The organism is Halorubrum sp. Ea8, from assembly GCF_002252925.1.
In the GTDB taxonomy this organism is placed as follows: Archaea; Halobacteriota; Halobacteria; order Halobacteriales; family Haloferacaceae; genus Halorubrum.
Genome location: NZ_NHPF01000048.1, coordinates 1 through 17,218 on the forward strand (window position 1 = coordinate 1; position 17,218 = coordinate 17,218).

The window sequence follows — 17,218 nt, forward strand, 5'->3', positions numbered from 1 at the left end:
TTCTCCTCGAATCTCTATAAGGCCGGGACCTACGGTGTTCTGGAAAGCGAACGGGTCAGTGGTGGATTCAAATCGGGTGTCCACTTGGTTTTCAAGTTCACCGAGCCCGTTGGGGCTGTTCTAGATACATTGAGCGAAGACGAACGACTCCAAGAGATACCTACGAAAGAACTTGGGGAGGTCGTGAAGAGACGGTTGCGGGATTAGTAGTCCGGTCCGCACAGCCAGTTCGTACTCCTTATCAACCGGCTGTTTCAGATGCAGTGCGAAATAGTTCGAGGTCCTCATCATAGAGATATGACTCACAAGCCCGAAGTCTGGCACTACTGCCGATCCTCCAGCGCGAGTTCAGTGATATACGCCGACTGCCGACGCGGTTATCATTCCAAAATCGGCAGCTCCAACGGTCCATTTTCGATGCGAGTGTCGCGTCGAGTGCATCCAACCGCTCTTGATACACGGTTATCTTGTCTTTCGAATCGTTTTCTGAGGTTGCCATCGCGTGGATGATAGTTACGATTTTGCCGGCTAAAACGCTTCTAGCTCCTGATCGACCGTGTCAGATTCTTTGACTAGAACCTGTGTGATTCTCACTATCTCCACTATCAGAAGGGTCAATTAGTTCATCCCCGTCATCTGGATTCCATCAACGAGTGACCGATCGATGTCGTCGTACCCGATCGTCCGTCCGCCGTAATTATCAGCGAACGATTCAGCTTCGCTGGGTTCCGAGAACGGCATGAGATCTGGCCCCATTCCACCCATTACATCCGATTCGATGACGTATGTGAGGCCCGTCGCATCGGCGAATGTATCGGGTGCGGTCGGTGCTGGCATCTTCTTTCGCTCGGTGTCCTCAGGGATTTCCCAATCGACACGGGAATAGTCCGTGACGTAGACCGCAGTCGCCTCCGCACCGTCTGCTGCCAGACTAAAATGGTACGGGAAGAGGCCGTGTGCGAGCGTGTGAAACCAAGCAAGCTTCTCAGTACCTTCGGTGCCTTGTACGGGCCCCTGTCTGGGCTCTGGTTCTGTATCAGCGTAGAACACTTGCCCATTAGGACCCCCATGGTCTCCGATCACCATTCCACCTTGATAGTCCGTCTTTTGACCCGACAAATCCACCGGTTCAGGACTTGAGCCAGAGGATCCCCCAACGCAGCCAGCCGTTCCAATTACGACTCCCAAGCCGACTGTGTGAATAGCTTGTCGACGCGATACCAAATGCGATTCAGATTCAGATTCCATGGACATATTTCTTCGTATAGGATCAATACGGTTCTGGTACAGCTGTCGAACGCGGTTTGTCTTAGGAGAGAAACCACTCACAGAAGGCGTCTACTCCAGATCAACTAGCGCACAGAACAGTCTAGAGTGGACGATATCTGAGACCGATTAGTATGTACTGGGGCCGGGTTGCGGAGGACTCAGCCGAGCTAGTCGCTTGTGAGGCCTTCACCAAGCGAACCTAGGGCGTGGGCGTACACAGCGTATAGGATCATCGCAGCGATCAGGAAGTCGAGGCTGTGTCCGATAAAGTGGTGAACCGGCATCGGGACACCTCCCAGAACAGTCCCGGCGCCGACCAGCGACCGCAGGACTAGCACCCCAACTGCGGCGCTGATCAGCCGGTACTGGCCGGTCTGGCGGCGTCGATACGCGACGAGACTTACGAGAAACAGCGCACCGGTTCCGATCCCGGCGCACGCGATGACGGCCAGCAGCACGGGCGACCCTTGGACGGTGAGTGGCACGAGCGCCGAGAAGCCGGTCCGGGAGATGAGCGATACGATCACGACACTGGTCAGTATGCGTTCGACGTGATAAGAAGACACGGGGCGAAACGTTCCCGTGCGAGGAGAACGCCCCGACAGGTTTTATCTCTCAGCCGATCACGGGCGAATACTCACGATGGCGACGACCAGAGATCGGGTGCGACGACACGTCCGCGAGACGCCCGGCGTCCACTTCAACCAGGTGGAACGCGATCTGGACATCGCCACCGGACAGGCGCAGTATCACCTCCGACGACTGGTGAACGACGAGGAGTTGATCGTCGAGCGGATCGCTGGTCGAGCTCATTACTTCGATCCCACCTTCGACCCGTGGGAACGATGCGCGCTCGCGTTCCTTCGACGCGAGACCGCCCGCGAGATCGTACTGCGGCTCCATGCGGACGGTCCTCTTCGCCCGGAAACACTAACCACAGAGTTGGACCTCGCGCGGAGCACGGTCTCGTGGCACGTCTCGACCCTCAGCGACGCTGGGATCGTCACGAAGTCCGACGACCGCCCGATGACGATCACGCTGACCCGCCCGGACCGCACGGCTGAGTTGCTTGAGGTGGTGTCGCCCTCGCTGCCAGACCGGCTCGTCGACCGGTTCATTCGGACCGTCGACAGCCTCTTCGAATAAGAAGCCGACTAGCTGGACCCGCCTGAATCGGGCGCAAGTGGCGCGTTCGAAGGTCACACCAGATACCTCAAGACCGCGGGACCGATACGCGAACGTATGGACCGACGGAGTTTCTGTAAAACGGCCGGCGTCGCGGGAGTCACCGCCGGCACTGCCGGTTGTCTTGGTGTCCTTGGCAGTAGTGGCGCCGAAGGAACCGTTCTCGGACCGCCGGAGCAAGACCTCAGCGAGGCGTCATTCCCGAGCTACGGTGACAACATGCCCGAGTTCACCGTCCCCGACCCGATCCACGGCGAGGAGATATCGACGGCCCAGTTCGAGGGCGAGCGCGCGGTGCTGTGGACATCATTTTACACCAACTGTCCGGACGGGGTGTGTCCCGCACTCATTCTCCGGCTTCGTCGCGGACAGGAGGCCGCCGCTGAGGCGGGGTACGGCGACCAAGTCGCGTTTCTCCCCACCACGTTCGATCCCGAGCGTGATACCCCCGAGGCCCTCCGCGAGTACGCCGGGCAGCAGGGGGTTGACCTCGACGCGGGTAACTGGCACTTCCTCCGCCCAGAGACCTACGAGCGGGCCCAAGAGATACACGACGAGCACTTCGGTCTGAAGATCGAGAAGCAACCGGCGGATGACATCGAGAATTTAGCGTATCGCTTCCCGCACTACGGGCTCATCATCCTCGCCAATAAACAAGGGATCATCGAGCGGGCGTACTCACGGGGGCCGCGAACCGACATCGAACGGCTCGTCGACGACCTCGAACGAGTGGCCACCGCGTGACAGCTCGTGAGTTCCGGGAGGCCAGCTACCGTCGTTTTCCGCATCGTAGCCGACGAAGGGAGCCCGTCGCCTGTATCGAGCCAGCGAAATGTGGCCAGTACTCGGTCAGTGCCCCATCGCGCCCCCGAGGGGCTGGTAATGCGGGAACATCGGATGTGGGAGGTGAACACCGAGCGCCATCAGCCCGTGCGCGAGCAGCACGTACCCCAGCACGACGAACACCACTCCGAGTAGCCGATGAACGCGTCGCCGGTGGGCAACGTCGATCGACTGGATAATCGTCCCATAGAGGAAGACGGCCGGAATCGTCCCAATGCCGAGGGCACCGAGAGCGATTCCCCCGGTGGTCGGGGAGCCGCTCGCGAAGGCGAACAGATACGCGGGATACAGCATCGGGCAGGGAAGAAACGCGTGGACGGCGCCGAGCCCGACAATACTCGGGCTGTTCACGTGTCGGTGAACCCTCGTTGCGAGCCACGACGTGACGCGCTGGACGCCCGGGATACGAATATCGCCTCCGCTTCCACCGATGACGTACTGAACGCCCGTCGCCACAATGAACCCCCCTACCGCGAGACCGACAGCACCTCGCAGGAGGTCGGCGATCGGTGTCAGCTGATCAGCTGTGACGAACACGACGCTCCCGAGCGCGCCGAAGAGGGCACCGAGAACTGCGTACGTTGTCGCTCGTCCGACGTTGAACAGGAAGTGCTGGCGAACCTCGTAGGTCGTGAGATGACCGGCACGCCCGTCGTTGGCTGTCACCGTCCCGCCGTCTGGCTGCGGGTTCATTTGCTTCGAGTACATCGTCACTAACGGCCCACACATCCCGATACAGTGTGCGCCGCCGAGCACGCCGATGAGAACGAAGAGGACGACGTCAATCCGGAGGAGCGACTCGATCATAGTCGTTCTCGGTTGCGCACGGATTTGTGTCGTCTGGTGTGTCTCTCGAACAAGCCCGGACAGATACCGAGGACGTGCTACTGTGACATCCTCCTCGCCGTAAAATTAGTTGCCGAATCAGCTTGTATCGCCCATCGATCTGGTGTGAACAACGGTCTTCATTTATATAAGTAATAAAGAGAGGTATAAATAGAATGTGCCGAGTTTGATGATCAGTATCCTCAATATGCGGCGTGTTGAGAGGTTCGGCAACTACTGTAAACGCCGGGATTCTCTCCTCGTAGAAAGATAGGCTAACAAGAGGTCGCACTCGGCTGGAGACGTTCGCAAGCACCTGGAGTGTAGCTCTTGGCGGAACAATTCTTCACAGTAGGCGCCAATACACAGACGATGACGGACGAAATCGACATCCCAACCGAGCCGCGGGCTGCGGCCGACGCACTGGCGGCCCATCTGACTGCGACCGCAGATCGCCCAGTCCCGCCAGCGACGAACCGATGGCTCGGAGAGGCTGAAGCCGTCGCCCGCGATGCGACCAGTGACGACCTTGACACGCAAACCAGACGGAAACGGGTTCGGCAAGTTGCTACACTGCTTGAGTCGGCTGACGAAACAGGCGATGTGGTCGCCGACCGCCACATCGAAGCAGCGGTTGAGTGCTGTCAAGTCATTCTCGCTAACGAGTGACGATGACCCTGTTTCTACGGAATAGCCCTCTCGTTACATATTAAATTCTACTAAGTAGAGAAACCGAATTAAATCACACAAAGTTATTCATTTTCGTTAAAGAAACCAATATAAGTTACTGAAGAGTGTTCCAGCGCACCACACTTATATTCGTAGTCTCTAAAGAATACTTTGATGAGTTCAAAACAAGACGATCTCAAAGAGACAGACACCGAGGCTCGTTTCGAGTTCAAGAAGGAGGAGAACTCCGCCTTCAAAAGCGAGAAGGGGCTCACCGAGGAGACGGTCCGCGTCATCTCGGAGGACAAGGACGAGCCGGAGTGGATGTTGGAGCGCCGCCTGCGCGCACTCGAACAGTTCCAGGAGATGCCGATGCCGACCGACTGGCCCGGCCAGCCGGACCTGAGCGAGGTCGACGTCGACGAGATCATCCCGTACATCCGGCCGGACGTCGACGTCCGCGCCGGCGTGGACGACTGGACCGAGCTCCCGGACGAAATCAAAGACACCTTCGACAAGCTGGGCATCCCGGAGGCCGAGAAGAACGCGCTCTCCGGCGTCGGCGCCCAGTACGAGTCGGAGGTCGTCTACCAGAACATGCAGGAGCGGTGGGAGGAGAAGGGCGTCATCTTCTGTAACATGGACGAGGCCGTCCAAGAGCACGAAGAGCTCGTCCGCGAGCACTTCATGACGAAGTGCGTCCCCCCGAGCGACAACAAGTTCGCGGCGCTTCACGGCGCCATCTGGTCGGGCGGATCGTTCGTCTACGTGCCGGAGAACACCACCGTCGACATGCCCGTGCAGGCGTACTTCCGGATGAACTCCGAGGGGATGGGCCAGTTCGAGCACACGCTCATCATCGCCGAGGAGGGCTCGGAAGTCCACTACATCGAGGGCTGTTCCGCGCCGAAGTACTCGAAGTTCAATCTCCACTGCGGCGGCGTGGAAGTGTTCGTCGACGAGGACGCCCACGTCCAGTACTCGACCGTGCAGAACTGGTCGAAGAACACGTACAACCTGAACACCAAACGCGCCATCGCCGAGAAGGGCGGGCGCATGGAGTGGATCTCCGGCTCGATGGGGTCGAAGGCGACGATGCTGTACCCCTCGACGATCCTGAAGGGCCGCGGCGCCTCCGACAACCACATCACCATCGCCTTCGCGGGCGAGGGTCAGGACATCGACACCGGCGCGAAGGTGTACCACAACGCGCCGGACACGAAGTCCACCGTCGAGTCGAAGTCGATCGCGAAAGATGGCGGCCGCACGAACTACCGCGGCCTCGTCCACATCGCCGACGGCGCCGAGAACTCCTCGACTGCCGTGGAGTGTGACGCGCTGATGTTCGACAACGAGTCGACGTCGGACACGATGCCGTACATGGAGATCAACGAGTCGAAGGTCGACGTCGCCCACGAGGCGACCGTCGGGAAGATCGGCGACGAGGACATCTTCTACCTCCAGTCGCGCGGTCTCGACGACGACGACGCGAAACAGATGATCGTCTCGGGCTTCATCGAGCCCATCACGGAAGAGCTGCCGATCGAGTACGCCGTCGAGCTCAACCGGCTCGTCGAACTCGAAATGGAGGGCTCGCTGGGGTAATCCGATGCCTGAGTGCGCCCACTGCGGAGCACACGTCTCACAACAGTTTGTGACCGTGTTCGGGTTAGACGGTGGTGACGTAGTTGCCTGTCCAGCGTGTTCCGGTCGGGCACACATCGCAGAGACGATCGTGGACCGATACTAGTCACAGACCATGGAACACTGCTTTGCGTGTGAGACCGACTACGGGTACCTCGGAACGGCCCCGCACGAAGGGTCCTGTCCAGCCTGTGGCTCGACTGCTGTCACTCCCGCAGGCGATCTCAGCGTCGTCGACACGACAACATGGGAGAGCGCGAACGGGCTCTCAACGGTCCACGTGACAGCGACTGACAACCTATCACGCCAGTTTGAATTTGTTATTGCGGCGCGGCGGGGACAAGGGAAACTCGTCTGTCTAGCGATCGATGAGGTAACCGTGCCCACTGAGACAGTGTGGTCAGTTCCATCTGCCGTTGCTACGAGAGTTACCGCGCATGGTATCAGGATCAGCGACTCAGCGCCGGCTCAGAGCTCACAATGAACAGTACTGGCCAGACACACAGTAGAACGCGTCTGTCCTGTCCCAGTCACGAGAGGTGATGCCACGTGATAAAGATACGAGCGCATACCCCCGTCTTTAGGCGGGGGTCAAGCGGGCAATAGCCTACACACCCACCGACGACGCCACGTCTGGATTTCCCACGGTTCATCGGGAGTATTAACATGACGACGGAGCATAATGTACAGCACGGATGAAGACCACACGCCACGCGAGCTACGACCTCAACTAGCACATAGTGTGGTTGCCGAAGTACCGTCAATCGGTACTCGTCAACGTGGTAAGTCATCGTCCGGGAGTTCAGTCGACAGTGACTCGACGTCCCTCTGCACCGCCACGAGGCGGTCGGTAAGCGAGCGGTACTCCTCGCTGGTCTCGAGTTCGGCCGGGCTTTTCACTGCTTCGAGCGTGTCCTGTCGCTCGATCTGCGAGAACAACTCCTAGAGCTTCTCGTCGTACTCGGCGCGGGCCAGCATCCGGTCGACCGTCTCGTGCAGCGCTGTGGCATCGACCGGTTTCTCGAGGTAGGCGTCGAATCCCATCTGGACGACGTCGAGGTCGGGGGTGACAGCCGAAACCATCGCGACCCGATGGTTGACATCGGCATCCCGGATCGCCTCGAGAACTTCGCCCCCCGCGAGCCCGGGCATCATCCGATCCAGCAACACCACGTCCACGGTCTCGTCCAGCTGTTCGAGGGCTTCGGTCCCATCGTAGGCAGTCTCGACGTCGTAGCACCCCTCGAGCCACTCGGTATACAGGTCGGCCACGCTCCGGTCGTCCTCGACGACGAGGACGACCGCCCGGTTCGACTGCCCAGGTGTCATCTCGGCGTCTCGACAGACAGTCCGCTACCCACTGTTCGGCTGGCCGGCACCCGCAAACACACCTCCGTTCCGTCATCTGTCGTCTCGACCGACGCGTCACCGCCGGCCCCAGTCACGATCATCCGAACCATCCACAGACCGAGCCCCTGCCCGTGATTGAGCGGCGTCTCTTCGCCAGTCTCGATGCGCGTCAGAAACCATAGGGGAGGTCAAAGTAGTCCCTGCTGGCTTCCAGAAGTTCCGAGAGTTTCTCCTCGAAGGTCAGTTCCGAGTCGGTCGTCGTCTCGTAAATCTCTCCGAGGAGGTCTTTCCTCGCTTCGAACTGTCTCTCGCTCTCCTTGCGTTCCGTGACGTCCTGCTGTATACCGATGTAGTTCTGTAGGACGTCGTCCTCGTCTCTCACCGGCGTGATCGAAATGCGATTCCAGTAGGCCGTTCCATCGCGCCGCTCGTTCCGGAGTTCGAGTGACGTCGGCTCCTCGGCGTCAATCGCCGCACGGAGTTGCGCCACCTGTTCGGAGTCGGTGTCTTCTCCCTGGAGGAATCGCGGATTGCGCCCGATCGCTTCCTCGCGAGTGTAGCCAGTCATCCGCTCGAACCCCTCGTTGACGTAGACCAGCGGATTATCCGCCTTCGTGGGATCGGTGATCTGGATCCCGACGTTGGCTTCGTCCATCGCCCGTTCTTTGAGTTCGAGTTCGCGCTCGCGGGCCTTCCGTGCTGAGATGTCCCTGATCACACAGATAATCACGACCACTTTTGAAGTACCCCGCCGCCGTCGGTGAAGCAGGAATGCTGCAATCGCCTCAGGACGGCGCTTCCCCAAGGGTAGAGCCGCCAAGACCGGGCTCCGAGTTTGCTCTGGCTACCCTTAGCTGAGGTCGAGGCGATGGCGAAGAATAGAATTCGGTATAGGACTAATGACCTCAATCTATATTAAGACAAAGCCCGAACGGTGTTGTATGACCGAAGACGAATCGAACTCCGAGGGCCTGATTGAACGCCAGACCACGGGTGAGGACCGCGTGAGGATGACCGCCCGGCAGCTGTCGGAGCCGCGGACAGTCAACTGGATCGCTTCCGAAGCGAGCTGGTCACACGAGCCGACCAAACGCGTCCTCGAACGGCTCGTCGACGATGGCATCCTCCACCGTGACGATAGCGGTACTCACACGACGTACTACCCCGATTACCGGCGTCAGACGATGCAGGAGGCGATGCGCCTCCGGGACAGCGGACACACTGTCGAGGAGCTCACGGACCGTCTCGCCGACATGAAGGCGCAGATCCGCGACTTGGAGGACGAATTCGGCGTCGAGTCGCCGAACCAGCTTCGCGGCACGCTCGCTGAGGAGTCCCTCGATGCCGACGAAGAGGACCGTCGCCGTGAGATCGCCCGCGAGTGGGAGCATCTTCAACGGCGTATCCAGATCGTCGGCTTCGCCATCCGCGAATGGGACTTCCTCGCGCCGACGACAGAGCCCGCTGAGGCCAGCAGCTAACGAATGTCGGTTCCACATCCAGGTGGTGATCCGAACGCGAACCTCTACGCCCAGCTGAAGCGAGACGTCCTCGACCGTGTTCCACAGGTCACGGCCGTCGAGTACGTTCCTGACGATATCGAGGCAAAGCAGCCGCGGGCGATCTTCGATCCGGCCCGCCTGGATCCCCCGACAGGCCCCGATTCGCCGGAACTGACCGTCAAGTGGTATCGACAGGACCCACACGATTGGTTCCGTATCAATTACACCGACCCGAACACGAGCTTTCACGCCGACTGGCACCAGGACGAAGACCATCCCGATCTGGGACGGACGCACTTCCAGTACTCAGTCGCCGATACGGAGGACCGCTGGGGGATCACATTCGAACACGAGACTCCCTCTCTGATTCTCTGGGAAATGGTCGAAGAGCTCCTTGAGGACATTCGTCCGACCTACCAGTACGCTAACGAGGAACCATGACACCCCGAGAACGCGCTGATCAGTCACTCACGGGTTCCTTCGAGCGCTACCTCCAAGACAAGGGGAAAGGCCGCGGCGGCGACGGTGGGAACTATCGACGTAACGCTGCACGCGAGCTCGACCGGTTCGCCGAGTGGGCCGCCGGCGACCGCGGCGCCGACGACTGGACCGGGATCGTCCCCGACGACGTCGACCGCGAGCCGACCTTCGACGATCTCGACGAACGCGTCTTCCGGGAGTACGCCCGACATCTCGGCGGAGATCGGGGACTCAAGCAGAACACGATACAAACCTATTACCGCTATATCTCTGCGTGGTGTCACGAGCGGTGAGTGTGCTTTCCGTGACGCTCCAGTGGTTGGAGTCGAGATACTGTCGTTGGTAGCCATCCCCGGCTACAGGAAGCGCAAGTTCACATCGGACGCGACTCTCCGTCGTGGAGAGTGACACTGTATCGTCATCGAACAGCGTCATCGTTCGAGTGTTGTACGTTACCGTGGGTGCGGTAAACGTGGGCTTGCTGACCTGCTTGCCGTTCGAGCGGCGTTCGAGGCAGCCGGAGATGGCTTGTGCGGCTTGGTGGGTGGCGAGGATCGCGTGCTGACTCCGAGGTCGGTGTGTTCGCGCACGTCGTCGTAGGCGAGGGGTTGTACGTCGCTCTTGGCGCTACATTTCCCCCACGCCATGTCCGTGGCGAGTTGGCACCCACGCTTCCACTCGGAGATGGTTTCCTCAAGCAACTCGCGTTGCTCGCCATCTACCGAGAGGTGAGTGATTGCCGTCCGACGCACGTAGTCGTCTGCCACGTATTCAATGTGAACAAGTGGCTATTTATATGCTATTGTTTGTGACAGATACGAACGCGCTCCTCCCCTCCCTACTCGCTCCCTTCGGTCGCTCCTTGAGGAAGGGAACTCCGCGCTACCGCTTCAGTTGAACGGATCATCTCCGTAGACGACGTCGCCGCGTTCGAAAATCGGTCTCTCTTCGTCGGTCACTGTTCGTCCTCGACGCTCGGATGCGGTTCCTCGGGTGCGTGTTCGCGCCGAGACTCCTTGTCCTCAGTACCGAGTTGCTGGTTGAACAGGGCGGTCGCTCGTTCGTACCCGCTGTAGCCGTCGAGTCGCTCTGTGTCGTCGGTTATCGCCCAATACGTCGCTTTATGTTCGACGAGATCGCGGTCCTTCAGTCTCGAGAGCGCAGTGCTGACCGCGCCCTTATCGAGACCGATCTGAGAGGCGATTTCGCGGGCCTTAAACGCGCGATCATCGTTGGCGGCGAGAAATCCGAGGACCTGATCCGGGACGGAAAGTTCCTCGAGTTCGTCCTCGCTCGCCTTCTCGAAGGTATCTCGGTCGATGGACATCGTTGAGCAGAAATACGGTGTCAACCGTAATGAGTGTTAGGTGTGAAAGCCCCGAAAATTCTAAAGGCCGGGATTCCCTGCTTGTAGAAAGACGGCTCGAGGAAGTTCCTATGTCCGCCCGTCGATGAGGTGTAGACATCAACCACAAAGAATTTGTTTTGAGGATTGTATTTTTGCCCGAACATGTATTGTTCCCGCCGCCGCGCCCTCCAACTGCTCGGCGCTTCCGCAGTTACGACCTCAACTGCCGGTTGTTTGAATTCAGGTAGTCTCGATGAGTACGCGCTTATTGCAGACGAACTGGACCTTTCGTCGGTCGGTCGGCCGTATCTAAAGCCCGACCTGACGGAGATCGAAGCTGTGACGCGAGTCGATTTTTCTGCCGAAATGAAAGCGCAGTACGTTTCGGAACTGTTTGATCAGGGCAGTGTTACTATCAAACAGTGGCCACTCGTAGGACGGGACGAGTGGGGAAGAGAGACGAAGCCGTACCCGACATTCTGCCAGCGAAACAATAGCTTCTATCACGTCCGGATTGCTGACGAACGGCGGCTTGAGCGTGAACGATGGCATTTTGCAGTCGAGCGGACCGATGAAACGCCACCTGACGACGCGACAATTGAAACTCGTCCGTTCGATCTGTCAACACAAGACGAACGAGTGCTTGACGCAGCACTTGACGCGGTCTATGCTGGAAACGATGGATTCCTCGGTGACCCTGAATTCGACGAGTTGCAAACCGTGGAGTTCCATCACGGCCTCGATCCCGACGCTAGTGATCTTATCCCGTCGGCTCCGTTTGATTTTGTCGAGGTTAATGAAGCGTACTTCCGGCCAGTTACGGAGCAACGAAGGGTTCAGGTTCCAAAGTGGACGTATACCGTCACCGAGATCACACAGTCACGCAGGGAATTCGACGAGTACGCGAGAACCGAAATCGTCGAACACGACCTGAGGTCCAGCGGTCTCTCCGAGTCCGCACGGAGTGTAATTGACGACGCGATCAGCGAAGACCCGCGACGGTACGAGGAGGGAGCACCGCCCTCAGACGGTCTCTCCGAAGTCTTAGAGGCACTCAATATCGCCAGCGATCTTGAACCAATAGATAGCTACGAGGATCGAGTTGATTTTCGAAACGTCGTCGCCGAGTACCAAGACACAATCTATCGGTTTGACCTGATCGTGACGCCGTGACGCAGCGCGCACCCAATTCGATTACGCGAGTTGCCGGCGTCTACCAATCGAAGCGATAACGAGTGCGATCACTGCGGCGGTCAAGTACCCGATCTGAATCGCAATAGATCCGGGGGCTTGCGTGGCACCGACGTAATCGAGCAGCCCGAGTCCGTTCATCGGCCCGAGATACCACGCTACCAGATATCCGATCTCGAACAGGCTTGGGCGACCCGACCAGACGCCCGCGGCGAGAGCGGCCGCCGGGAGGAACAGCACCGCTGTGACCGCACCGACCAGCCCGATTGAACTCCCGACGAGAGCGTACCGAACGAGCGCGGGGCTGATCACGGCCGTTCCAACACTGACACCGGCAAGATACGAGACTGCCAACAGTCGAAGCGGGTTACTGGTGGCAAAAATCAGCTCCTGAGTCCTGTGTATCTGTTCGCGTGCTCCTGATTGTGACCACACTGGGAGCGGCAACAGCAACGCGATCGGAACCACGGTTGGTCGGAGAGATCCGAGAGGGGCGACAGTCGTACCAACGAGAGCGGCGATACAACCGACATACCAGAGTCGTCGCCGGCCCCGAAGTGCCATTTTCAGCTCAGCTATGAATGCCCGCTGCAGACGAAATCCGCTAGCCGTGACAGACGCGAGCGAGGGACCGCTGTCAGAACTTGAACGAGACATCTCGGTCAACTGAGTAGACGGCAGCTCGGCTGTTGCTTCAGCGTCTGATGATCCATGATCAAACAGCCCAAACGACCACGCTTGCGTATCGTCGAACCGGTCAAAGGATAAGACACTCACGACGAGCAAGCCACCGATAATGACAAAGATTGGTAGACGCGAGACCAGAGCGGGGCCCACCGAAAGTCCGGCCCATCGGAACATCTCCATGCCGGTCGCAGTATCTGTGTACGCGAATGAACCGATTGGGCCCTCAAAACCCGGATACTGGCCAGCGATCGACGACGCCATACTCTGGCGCAACGCCACGAGGCCGGTCAGATCAACCGGGGACTCAGGTGGGATGCTACCGATAACGCCTGCAATCGCGAGCAAAAAGTAGAGGGCGGTCCCGCCAGTGCCTCGGAGAGGACCTAGCGTTTCGAAACAGACACCAGCGGCAGCCACGACTGCCATCGTCGGAAGTGTCAGTAAAATGAATGGGAGAGCCATATCGACCAGATTGAACGGGCCGGTTCCTTGGAGCAGAAATGACACGGCGGTCGCGCCGAACAGAAGCGTCGTGACCACAGCCAGGAGTGTGAAGTTACTCAGCCACTTTCCGACGAGGTAGCTACTGTTTGACAACGGTGCAGACGCTACGAATTCAGCGACATTCGTGGTACGATCATAGGCGATGCTGCCGTGAACGAGCGGATAGCCGAACAACAGCAACACCGTCGTCCCGATACCTGCGACCAACCCGCCGTACCACGCGGCTGTCGGAACACCGGTGTACGTATTGCCGACGACAAGCGTCGAATCGACGGTGACTAGCTTTGCAAAGTACGCCAACACGACCGGAATGACGACAAGCTTCGACGTGCGGGAGCGTTCTCGAAAATCTGCGAGTGCGACAGCGGCTGCATCACGAGACCAGCTCATGGCCGGGGGTGTCCTCCGACCGCATGCAGATAGGCATCTTCTAACGTTGGCGCAACGCTCTCGGCTTCGGGTGCTGGCGCTGTCTCACTGACCACGCGGACGCGAACGCCGTCTCTGCCGCGGGTGGCACTACTGATCGTGTAGTCGGCTCTGATGGCCTCGGTGCGCGACTGAGGAACGACCCACTCCCAGACCACACCATCGGCATCCGCAAGGAGGTCGGCCGGTTGGTCGTGAGCGAGGATTTCACCGCCATACAGCAGCGCGATGTCGCTGGCTGTCGCTTCGATATCAGAGACGACGTGGGTAGAAAGAATGACAATCCGCTCGTCCGCGAGATCGGCCAAGACGTTACGGAATCGCACGCGTTCTTCGGGGTCAAGTCCAACTGTTGGTTCGTCTACGACGAGCAGATCCGGATCGGCTAGGAGCGCCTGTGCAATTCCAACGCGCTGGCGCATACCGCCAGAGAACTCACCGAGGCGTTGCTCTCGGGCCCCAGAGAGGTTAACCAGTTCCAGCAAGTCGTCGATACGGGCTTCAGCGTTACCGACTCCGCGAATCGCAGCGAGATACGAGAGGAACTCACCGGCAGTCAAATTCGGATACACGCCGAACGACTGCGGGAGGTACCCGACAATGCTGCGAATTGCCTGTGGAACCTTTGTCGTATCCGTGTCGTTCCAGTAGACTGCACCTTCTGTAGGCTCAATAACGGTCGTAATGAGCCGCATGAGTGTCGACTTTCCTGCACCGTTCGGTCCGAGTAGTCCGATAACTCCGGGTTCAAACGTGAGATCTATCCCGTGGACGGCCCAGGTGTCTCCGTAGCGCTTCCCCAAGTTCTCGACAGAAAGCGTGTTCATTTGTATGCCAAAACCGTGAGTTCTGTCTCGGAATTTGTGCTTGTGGAATCACTACTGAAGCTTAGACATCCCGTTAAGCCAGTGGTCCCACCGATGAATCTACCCGCAAGCAACCGCCGATACTGGTGGACGGAATTAATCATACGAAGGCTTCGTCACAATCATGCAAAGTGGTTCTCGAAGCTCAAAGATGCGTTTGAGTGAATCCCCTGGTGGAGTAGCATTCTTTAGACTATGCACGTTCAATGATTTCACTCTTGATCAGTTTGCGAGTGAGTGTTTTCAGCACCGGCTTCTCGCCCCCCCACGGAGTTTTCAGCTCTCGGTGTCCACTGCGTAATACGGTGATCGATATCAAGAGAGCCATCCCGCCAACGGATGTAGCCTACAAGCAATAGCCCACCGACGGCTGCGAAAAGCATCCTGAGGACCCCCTCTTCGCCGATCCAGACTGTCGGCCCGCTAACATTGAGAACAAAAACTTCGGGAGTCCGCTGTGAGACTCCGAGACCGAATACGGCACTCATACTGAAATTATAGAACACGTGAAATCCCATCGGAAGAGCGAGGTCCCCTGTTAGAACATACACACAGCCGAAAATAAGCCCAGCCAGCAAGTAATAGCTGTAGCCACCGGGTCCAGTAACCTTGCCGCTGTGCATGAACGCGAAGATGCCAGTGCTGATGAGGAGGGCGATGCCGACGGCAACCCATCGTGGAACGTATCCATCGGCGCCTTCGGCGAGGTTTTTCAGCATCGCTCCTCGGAAAATGAACTCTTCCCACGATGCCAGGACGCCGGTATATGCGAGCACCAAAAGCATCGCTGACAGGAACGGGAGGGAATCGGACCCTTGAAAGAATCCGGTTACGGTTGCCCATCCGACAGCAATCGCGGTGAGCAACGTTCCGGCATTGATCACAATCCCGATGAACCCACCAACGGCGAACGACCGTAGCCATTCGCTGTCTAACGCTAGCCCGTACTCTGCTGCCGGTCGACGGTCAAACAGTCGTGCTCCGATTAGCACAGCTGCGACGAGGACCACGGCCATCAGGCTGAATTCGAGCACCTCTCGTAGTGGGTGTTCGAACCGACCTCGGACGACTGTCACAACAACTCCGAAGGCGAGAAACGTCATCACGAGTGGCAGCAGCGCACGTAGCGGTGCGCGGAGCCGTTTCGAATCGTGATTCCAAACTGGGCTGGTGAGAATTCGCCACCCCTGTTGCAGTCGATTCGGTACCGTTCGATCAAGTGTCGTTTGTAACGACATATTCACACCAAGGGGCACAGTAGACGTATCACCACAGGCACGGCTTCCAACTCAGAAGTCGTAGCAGGCTTTTTACTATTACCCGGATGTGGGATGTGTATGGATGAGGACGAGGATGTCGTCTTGGCGGTACTCGACGACGAGTACGCGCGAGCGATCCTCGCTCACCTCACAATTGAACCGATGTCAGCCGATGAACTCTGTGCAGCCTGTGACATGTCTGATGCGACGGCGTACCGCCGTCTCAACCGGTTACAAGAAGCAGAGCTGGTGGCTGAACAGCAGGAACTTGACCCCGACGGACATCACTACAAGCGGTATACAGCTACGGTTGAGACAGTCACGGTCACGTTCGCTGATGGGAGCTGCGAAGTAGCAGTGACGCGCTCGGCAACCGACCCTGCCGACCGCTTCACAGATCTATTCGAGGGGTTGTCCTGATATGCCCCTCTTACAGTTGGAGGCAGCCGGAACAGACCCGTTCATCGCACTCGGTGTACTCGTTCTTTCTGTGGTCTCTGTAGTGCTGTCACTGACTATTACCGTCGTTCTAATTCGTGGTTACCGTCAAGGACCGGCTCACCGCGGAATGCTCTGGCTCGCGGTGGGACTCATCTTCCTGATTACGGTGCCCGAGGTGCTCCGTGTCGGGTTGCCGACGGCGACCGATATTGGGACCGTCGGTCGGTCGATACTCGTCAGTGGCTGTGAGCTATTTGGATTAGGTACGATCCTGTGGATCGTGTACAGAGGTGAGATGCGGTGATCGTAGCGAGTGTGCTAGCAATGGAACCGTTCAGTGTGGTGTCGATCACCCGTAGCGTGACTGCTCTCGTTGGATTGTTTGTCGCTACGCTGGCCTATCGGGGATACCAACGAAACAGTTCTCCAAAGATGCGGGCGTTAGCCATCGGTATCGGTCTGCTAACGGCAGGGGTGTACGTGGCTGTTATGCTGGCTGACCTGACTGGCGGGGCGAATGGGATTGTCTTGCTCGTACGGGGTCTCGTGACGGTTATCGGCCTGAGTGTCGTACTGTACGCGATTACCGTGGCATAGCGACTCTGTAGAATGCGATAATCCAGATATTCACTCGTCCAGCTCTGCTGAGATCCTCAGAGGTGGCTCTGTTGAAATGTTTAAGTTCTTTATATGATCGCCGTGCGAGATACAGAGGTTGCATGCAGC

General features: G+C 58.4%; 19 protein-coding genes and 5 pseudogenes. 12 read left to right on the plus strand and 12 right to left on the minus strand.

Annotated features, from left to right (window positions below; translation table 11 throughout):
• Positions 1 to 207, plus strand: a pseudogene (locus DJ74_RS19385) (cell division control protein Cdc6); the annotation flags it as partial.
• A gap of 411 nt (positions 208 to 618) precedes the next feature.
• Here DJ74_RS19385 and DJ74_RS03800 read toward each other — a convergent pair.
• Together DJ74_RS03800 and DJ74_RS03805 are read right to left on the minus strand one after the other, a co-directional pair.
• A complete protein-coding gene (locus DJ74_RS03800; RefSeq protein ID WP_254921946.1) occupies positions 619 to 1,248 on the minus strand; it encodes a nitrous oxide reductase accessory protein NosL in 630 nt (209 codons plus the stop codon).
• A 188-nt stretch (positions 1,249 to 1,436) separates the two neighbouring features.
• Positions 1,437 to 1,796, minus strand: coding sequence for a hypothetical protein (locus tag DJ74_RS03805; RefSeq protein ID WP_212589833.1), 360 nt, complete (start codon positions 1,794 to 1,796; stop codon positions 1,437 to 1,439).
• Positions 1,797 to 1,911: 115 nt separating this feature from the next.
• On the opposite strand from DJ74_RS03805, the gene DJ74_RS03810 reads away from it, so the two are divergent.
• Positions 1,912 to 2,415, plus strand: coding sequence for a helix-turn-helix domain-containing protein (locus DJ74_RS03810; protein WP_094526411.1), 504 nt, complete (start codon positions 1,912 to 1,914; stop codon positions 2,413 to 2,415).
• Between the two features lie 96 nt (positions 2,416 to 2,511).
• Positions 2,512 to 3,198 carry an SCO family protein gene (locus DJ74_RS03815; RefSeq protein ID WP_094524362.1) on the plus strand — a complete coding sequence of 229 codons (687 nt, stop codon included), beginning with the start codon at positions 2,512 to 2,514 and terminating at the stop codon, positions 3,196 to 3,198.
• Positions 3,199 to 3,303: 105 nt separating this feature from the next.
• Here the strand turns inward: DJ74_RS03815 and DJ74_RS03820 are convergent, their stop codons facing one another.
• Entirely contained in the window at positions 3,304 to 4,104 is an 801-nt protein-coding gene (locus DJ74_RS03820; protein ID WP_094526412.1) for a sulfite exporter TauE/SafE family protein, read from the minus strand.
• 390 nt (positions 4,105 to 4,494) lie between these two features.
• Between DJ74_RS03820 and DJ74_RS03825 the strand changes: the two genes are divergently transcribed.
• From DJ74_RS03825 to DJ74_RS18585, 3 genes and pseudogenes are all read left to right on the plus strand, one after another.
• Positions 4,495 to 4,791, plus strand: a complete 297-nt coding sequence (locus tag DJ74_RS03825; protein WP_094524364.1) for a hypothetical protein — start codon at positions 4,495 to 4,497, stop codon at positions 4,789 to 4,791.
• A gap of 174 nt (positions 4,792 to 4,965) precedes the next feature.
• On the plus strand, positions 4,966 to 6,396 hold the full coding sequence (gene sufB / locus DJ74_RS03830) for a Fe-S cluster assembly protein SufB (RefSeq protein WP_094526413.1): 1,431 nt from the start codon (positions 4,966 to 4,968) through the stop codon (positions 6,394 to 6,396).
• Between the two features lie 734 nt (positions 6,397 to 7,130).
• A pseudogene (locus tag DJ74_RS18585) lies at positions 7,131 to 7,229 on the plus strand (IS200/IS605 family transposase); the annotation flags it as partial.
• Here DJ74_RS18585 and DJ74_RS19390 read toward each other — a convergent pair.
• The 3 genes from DJ74_RS19390 to DJ74_RS03850 form a co-directional block, all read right to left on the minus strand.
• Positions 7,210 to 7,335 carry a HalX domain-containing protein gene (locus tag DJ74_RS19390; protein WP_254922136.1) on the minus strand — a complete coding sequence of 42 codons (126 nt, stop codon included), beginning with the start codon at positions 7,333 to 7,335 and terminating at the stop codon, positions 7,210 to 7,212. The pseudogene DJ74_RS18585 and the gene DJ74_RS19390 sit on opposite strands and share 20 nt — an antisense overlap.
• Positions 7,336 to 7,377: 42 nt before the next feature.
• The gene (locus DJ74_RS03840; protein ID WP_217900312.1) at positions 7,378 to 7,764 is read right to left on the minus strand and encodes a response regulator transcription factor; all 387 of its coding nucleotides are present in this window, start codon (positions 7,762 to 7,764) and stop codon (positions 7,378 to 7,380) included.
• Positions 7,765 to 7,954: 190 nt separating this feature from the next.
• Positions 7,955 to 8,503, minus strand: coding sequence for a PAS domain-containing protein (locus DJ74_RS03850; protein WP_141212666.1), 549 nt, complete (start codon positions 8,501 to 8,503; stop codon positions 7,955 to 7,957).
• Positions 8,504 to 8,684: 181 nt separating this feature from the next.
• Between DJ74_RS03850 and DJ74_RS03855 the strand changes: the two genes are divergently transcribed.
• From DJ74_RS03855 to DJ74_RS03865, 3 genes and pseudogenes are all read left to right on the plus strand, one after another.
• A complete protein-coding gene (locus DJ74_RS03855) occupies positions 8,685 to 9,266 on the plus strand; it encodes a hypothetical protein (protein ID WP_094526415.1) in 582 nt (193 codons plus the stop codon).
• Between the two features lie 3 nt (positions 9,267 to 9,269).
• The gene (locus tag DJ74_RS03860; protein WP_094526416.1) at positions 9,270 to 9,728 is read left to right on the plus strand and encodes a hypothetical protein; all 459 of its coding nucleotides are present in this window, start codon (positions 9,270 to 9,272) and stop codon (positions 9,726 to 9,728) included.
• Positions 9,725 to 10,048: pseudogene (locus tag DJ74_RS03865) on the plus strand (site-specific integrase); the annotation flags it as partial. The gene DJ74_RS03860 and the pseudogene DJ74_RS03865, both read left to right, overlap by 4 nt.
• Here the strand turns inward: DJ74_RS03865 and DJ74_RS19550 are convergent.
• The 3 genes and pseudogenes from DJ74_RS19550 to DJ74_RS03875 form a co-directional block, all read right to left on the minus strand.
• Positions 10,047 to 10,534, minus strand: a pseudogene (locus DJ74_RS19550) (RNA-guided endonuclease TnpB family protein); the annotation flags it as partial. The pseudogenes DJ74_RS03865 and DJ74_RS19550 overlap by 2 nt on opposite strands.
• 129 nt (positions 10,535 to 10,663) lie before the next feature.
• Positions 10,664 to 10,726 (minus strand): annotated as a pseudogene (locus tag DJ74_RS19985) (type II toxin-antitoxin system PemK/MazF family toxin); the annotation flags it as partial.
• On the minus strand, positions 10,723 to 11,094 hold the full coding sequence (locus DJ74_RS03875; protein ID WP_094526417.1) for a helix-turn-helix domain-containing protein: 372 nt from the start codon (positions 11,092 to 11,094) through the stop codon (positions 10,723 to 10,725). The gene DJ74_RS03875 and the pseudogene DJ74_RS19985, both read right to left, overlap by 4 nt.
• Positions 11,095 to 11,277: 183 nt before the next feature.
• On the opposite strand from DJ74_RS03875, the gene DJ74_RS03880 reads away from it, so the two are divergent.
• A complete protein-coding gene (locus DJ74_RS03880; RefSeq protein WP_094526418.1) occupies positions 11,278 to 12,288 on the plus strand; it encodes a hypothetical protein in 1,011 nt (336 codons plus the stop codon).
• 21 nt (positions 12,289 to 12,309) lie between these two features.
• Here DJ74_RS03880 and DJ74_RS03885 read toward each other — a convergent pair whose 3' ends face one another.
• From DJ74_RS03885 to DJ74_RS03895, 3 genes are all read right to left on the minus strand, one after another.
• The gene (locus DJ74_RS03885) at positions 12,310 to 13,887 is read right to left on the minus strand and encodes an ABC transporter permease (protein ID WP_094526419.1); all 1,578 of its coding nucleotides are present in this window, start codon (positions 13,885 to 13,887) and stop codon (positions 12,310 to 12,312) included.
• Entirely contained in the window at positions 13,884 to 14,753 is an 870-nt protein-coding gene (locus DJ74_RS03890; protein WP_094524372.1) for an ABC transporter ATP-binding protein, read from the minus strand. The genes DJ74_RS03885 and DJ74_RS03890 overlap by 4 nt, the downstream gene beginning before the upstream one ends.
• Positions 14,754 to 15,004: 251 nt before the next feature.
• Positions 15,005 to 15,895 carry a CPBP family intramembrane glutamic endopeptidase gene (locus DJ74_RS03895; protein ID WP_254922132.1) on the minus strand — a complete coding sequence of 297 codons (891 nt, stop codon included), beginning with the start codon at positions 15,893 to 15,895 and terminating at the stop codon, positions 15,005 to 15,007.
• A 228-nt stretch (positions 15,896 to 16,123) separates the two neighbouring features.
• Between DJ74_RS03895 and DJ74_RS03900 the strand changes: the two genes are divergently transcribed.
• Both DJ74_RS03900 and DJ74_RS03905 read left to right on the plus strand, forming a co-directional pair.
• On the plus strand, positions 16,124 to 16,471 hold the full coding sequence (locus DJ74_RS03900) for a helix-turn-helix domain-containing protein (protein WP_394338287.1): 348 nt from the start codon (positions 16,124 to 16,126) through the stop codon (positions 16,469 to 16,471).
• Between the two features lies 1 nt (position 16,472).
• Complete coding sequence (locus DJ74_RS03905; RefSeq protein ID WP_094524375.1) at positions 16,473 to 16,796, plus strand: hypothetical protein; 324 nt, start codon at positions 16,473 to 16,475, stop codon at positions 16,794 to 16,796.
• The last annotated feature ends 422 nt before the right edge of the window (positions 16,797 to 17,218 follow it).

What these genes read in the sequence shown, in the direction of transcription:
- DJ74_RS03800 (WP_254921946.1), bottom strand. Translation starts at nt 1,248, where the DNA reads ATGGAATCTGAATCTGAATCGCATTTGGTATCGCGTCGACAAGCTATT.
- DJ74_RS03810 (WP_094526411.1), top strand. Translation starts at nt 1,912, where the DNA reads ATGGCGACGACCAGAGATCGGGTGCGACGACACGTCCGCGAGACGCCC.
- DJ74_RS03815 (WP_094524362.1), top strand. Translation starts at nt 2,512, where the DNA reads ATGGACCGACGGAGTTTCTGTAAAACGGCCGGCGTCGCGGGAGTCACC.
- DJ74_RS03820 (WP_094526412.1), bottom strand. Translation starts at nt 4,104, where the DNA reads ATGATCGAGTCGCTCCTCCGGATTGACGTCGTCCTCTTCGTTCTCATC.
- DJ74_RS03825 (WP_094524364.1), top strand. Translation starts at nt 4,495, where the DNA reads ATGACGGACGAAATCGACATCCCAACCGAGCCGCGGGCTGCGGCCGAC.
- sufB (WP_094526413.1), top strand. Translation starts at nt 4,966, where the DNA reads ATGAGTTCAAAACAAGACGATCTCAAAGAGACAGACACCGAGGCTCGT.
- DJ74_RS03840 (WP_217900312.1), bottom strand. Translation starts at nt 7,764, where the DNA reads ATGACACCTGGGCAGTCGAACCGGGCGGTCGTCCTCGTCGTCGAGGAC.
- DJ74_RS03855 (WP_094526415.1), top strand. Translation starts at nt 8,685, where the DNA reads ATGACCTCAATCTATATTAAGACAAAGCCCGAACGGTGTTGTATGACC.
- DJ74_RS03860 (WP_094526416.1), top strand. Translation starts at nt 9,270, where the DNA reads ATGTCGGTTCCACATCCAGGTGGTGATCCGAACGCGAACCTCTACGCC.
- DJ74_RS03875 (WP_094526417.1), bottom strand. Translation starts at nt 11,094, where the DNA reads ATGTCCATCGACCGAGATACCTTCGAGAAGGCGAGCGAGGACGAACTC.
- DJ74_RS03880 (WP_094526418.1), top strand. Translation starts at nt 11,278, where the DNA reads ATGTATTGTTCCCGCCGCCGCGCCCTCCAACTGCTCGGCGCTTCCGCA.
- DJ74_RS03885 (WP_094526419.1), bottom strand. Translation starts at nt 13,887, where the DNA reads ATGAGCTGGTCTCGTGATGCAGCCGCTGTCGCACTCGCAGATTTTCGA.
- DJ74_RS03890 (WP_094524372.1), bottom strand. Translation starts at nt 14,753, where the DNA reads ATGAACACGCTTTCTGTCGAGAACTTGGGGAAGCGCTACGGAGACACC.
- DJ74_RS03895 (WP_254922132.1), bottom strand. Translation starts at nt 15,895, where the DNA reads ATGACGTTTCTCGCCTTCGGAGTTGTTGTGACAGTCGTCCGAGGTCGG.
- DJ74_RS03900 (WP_394338287.1), top strand. Translation starts at nt 16,124, where the DNA reads ATGTGTATGGATGAGGACGAGGATGTCGTCTTGGCGGTACTCGACGAC.
- DJ74_RS03905 (WP_094524375.1), top strand. Translation starts at nt 16,473, where the DNA reads ATGCCCCTCTTACAGTTGGAGGCAGCCGGAACAGACCCGTTCATCGCA.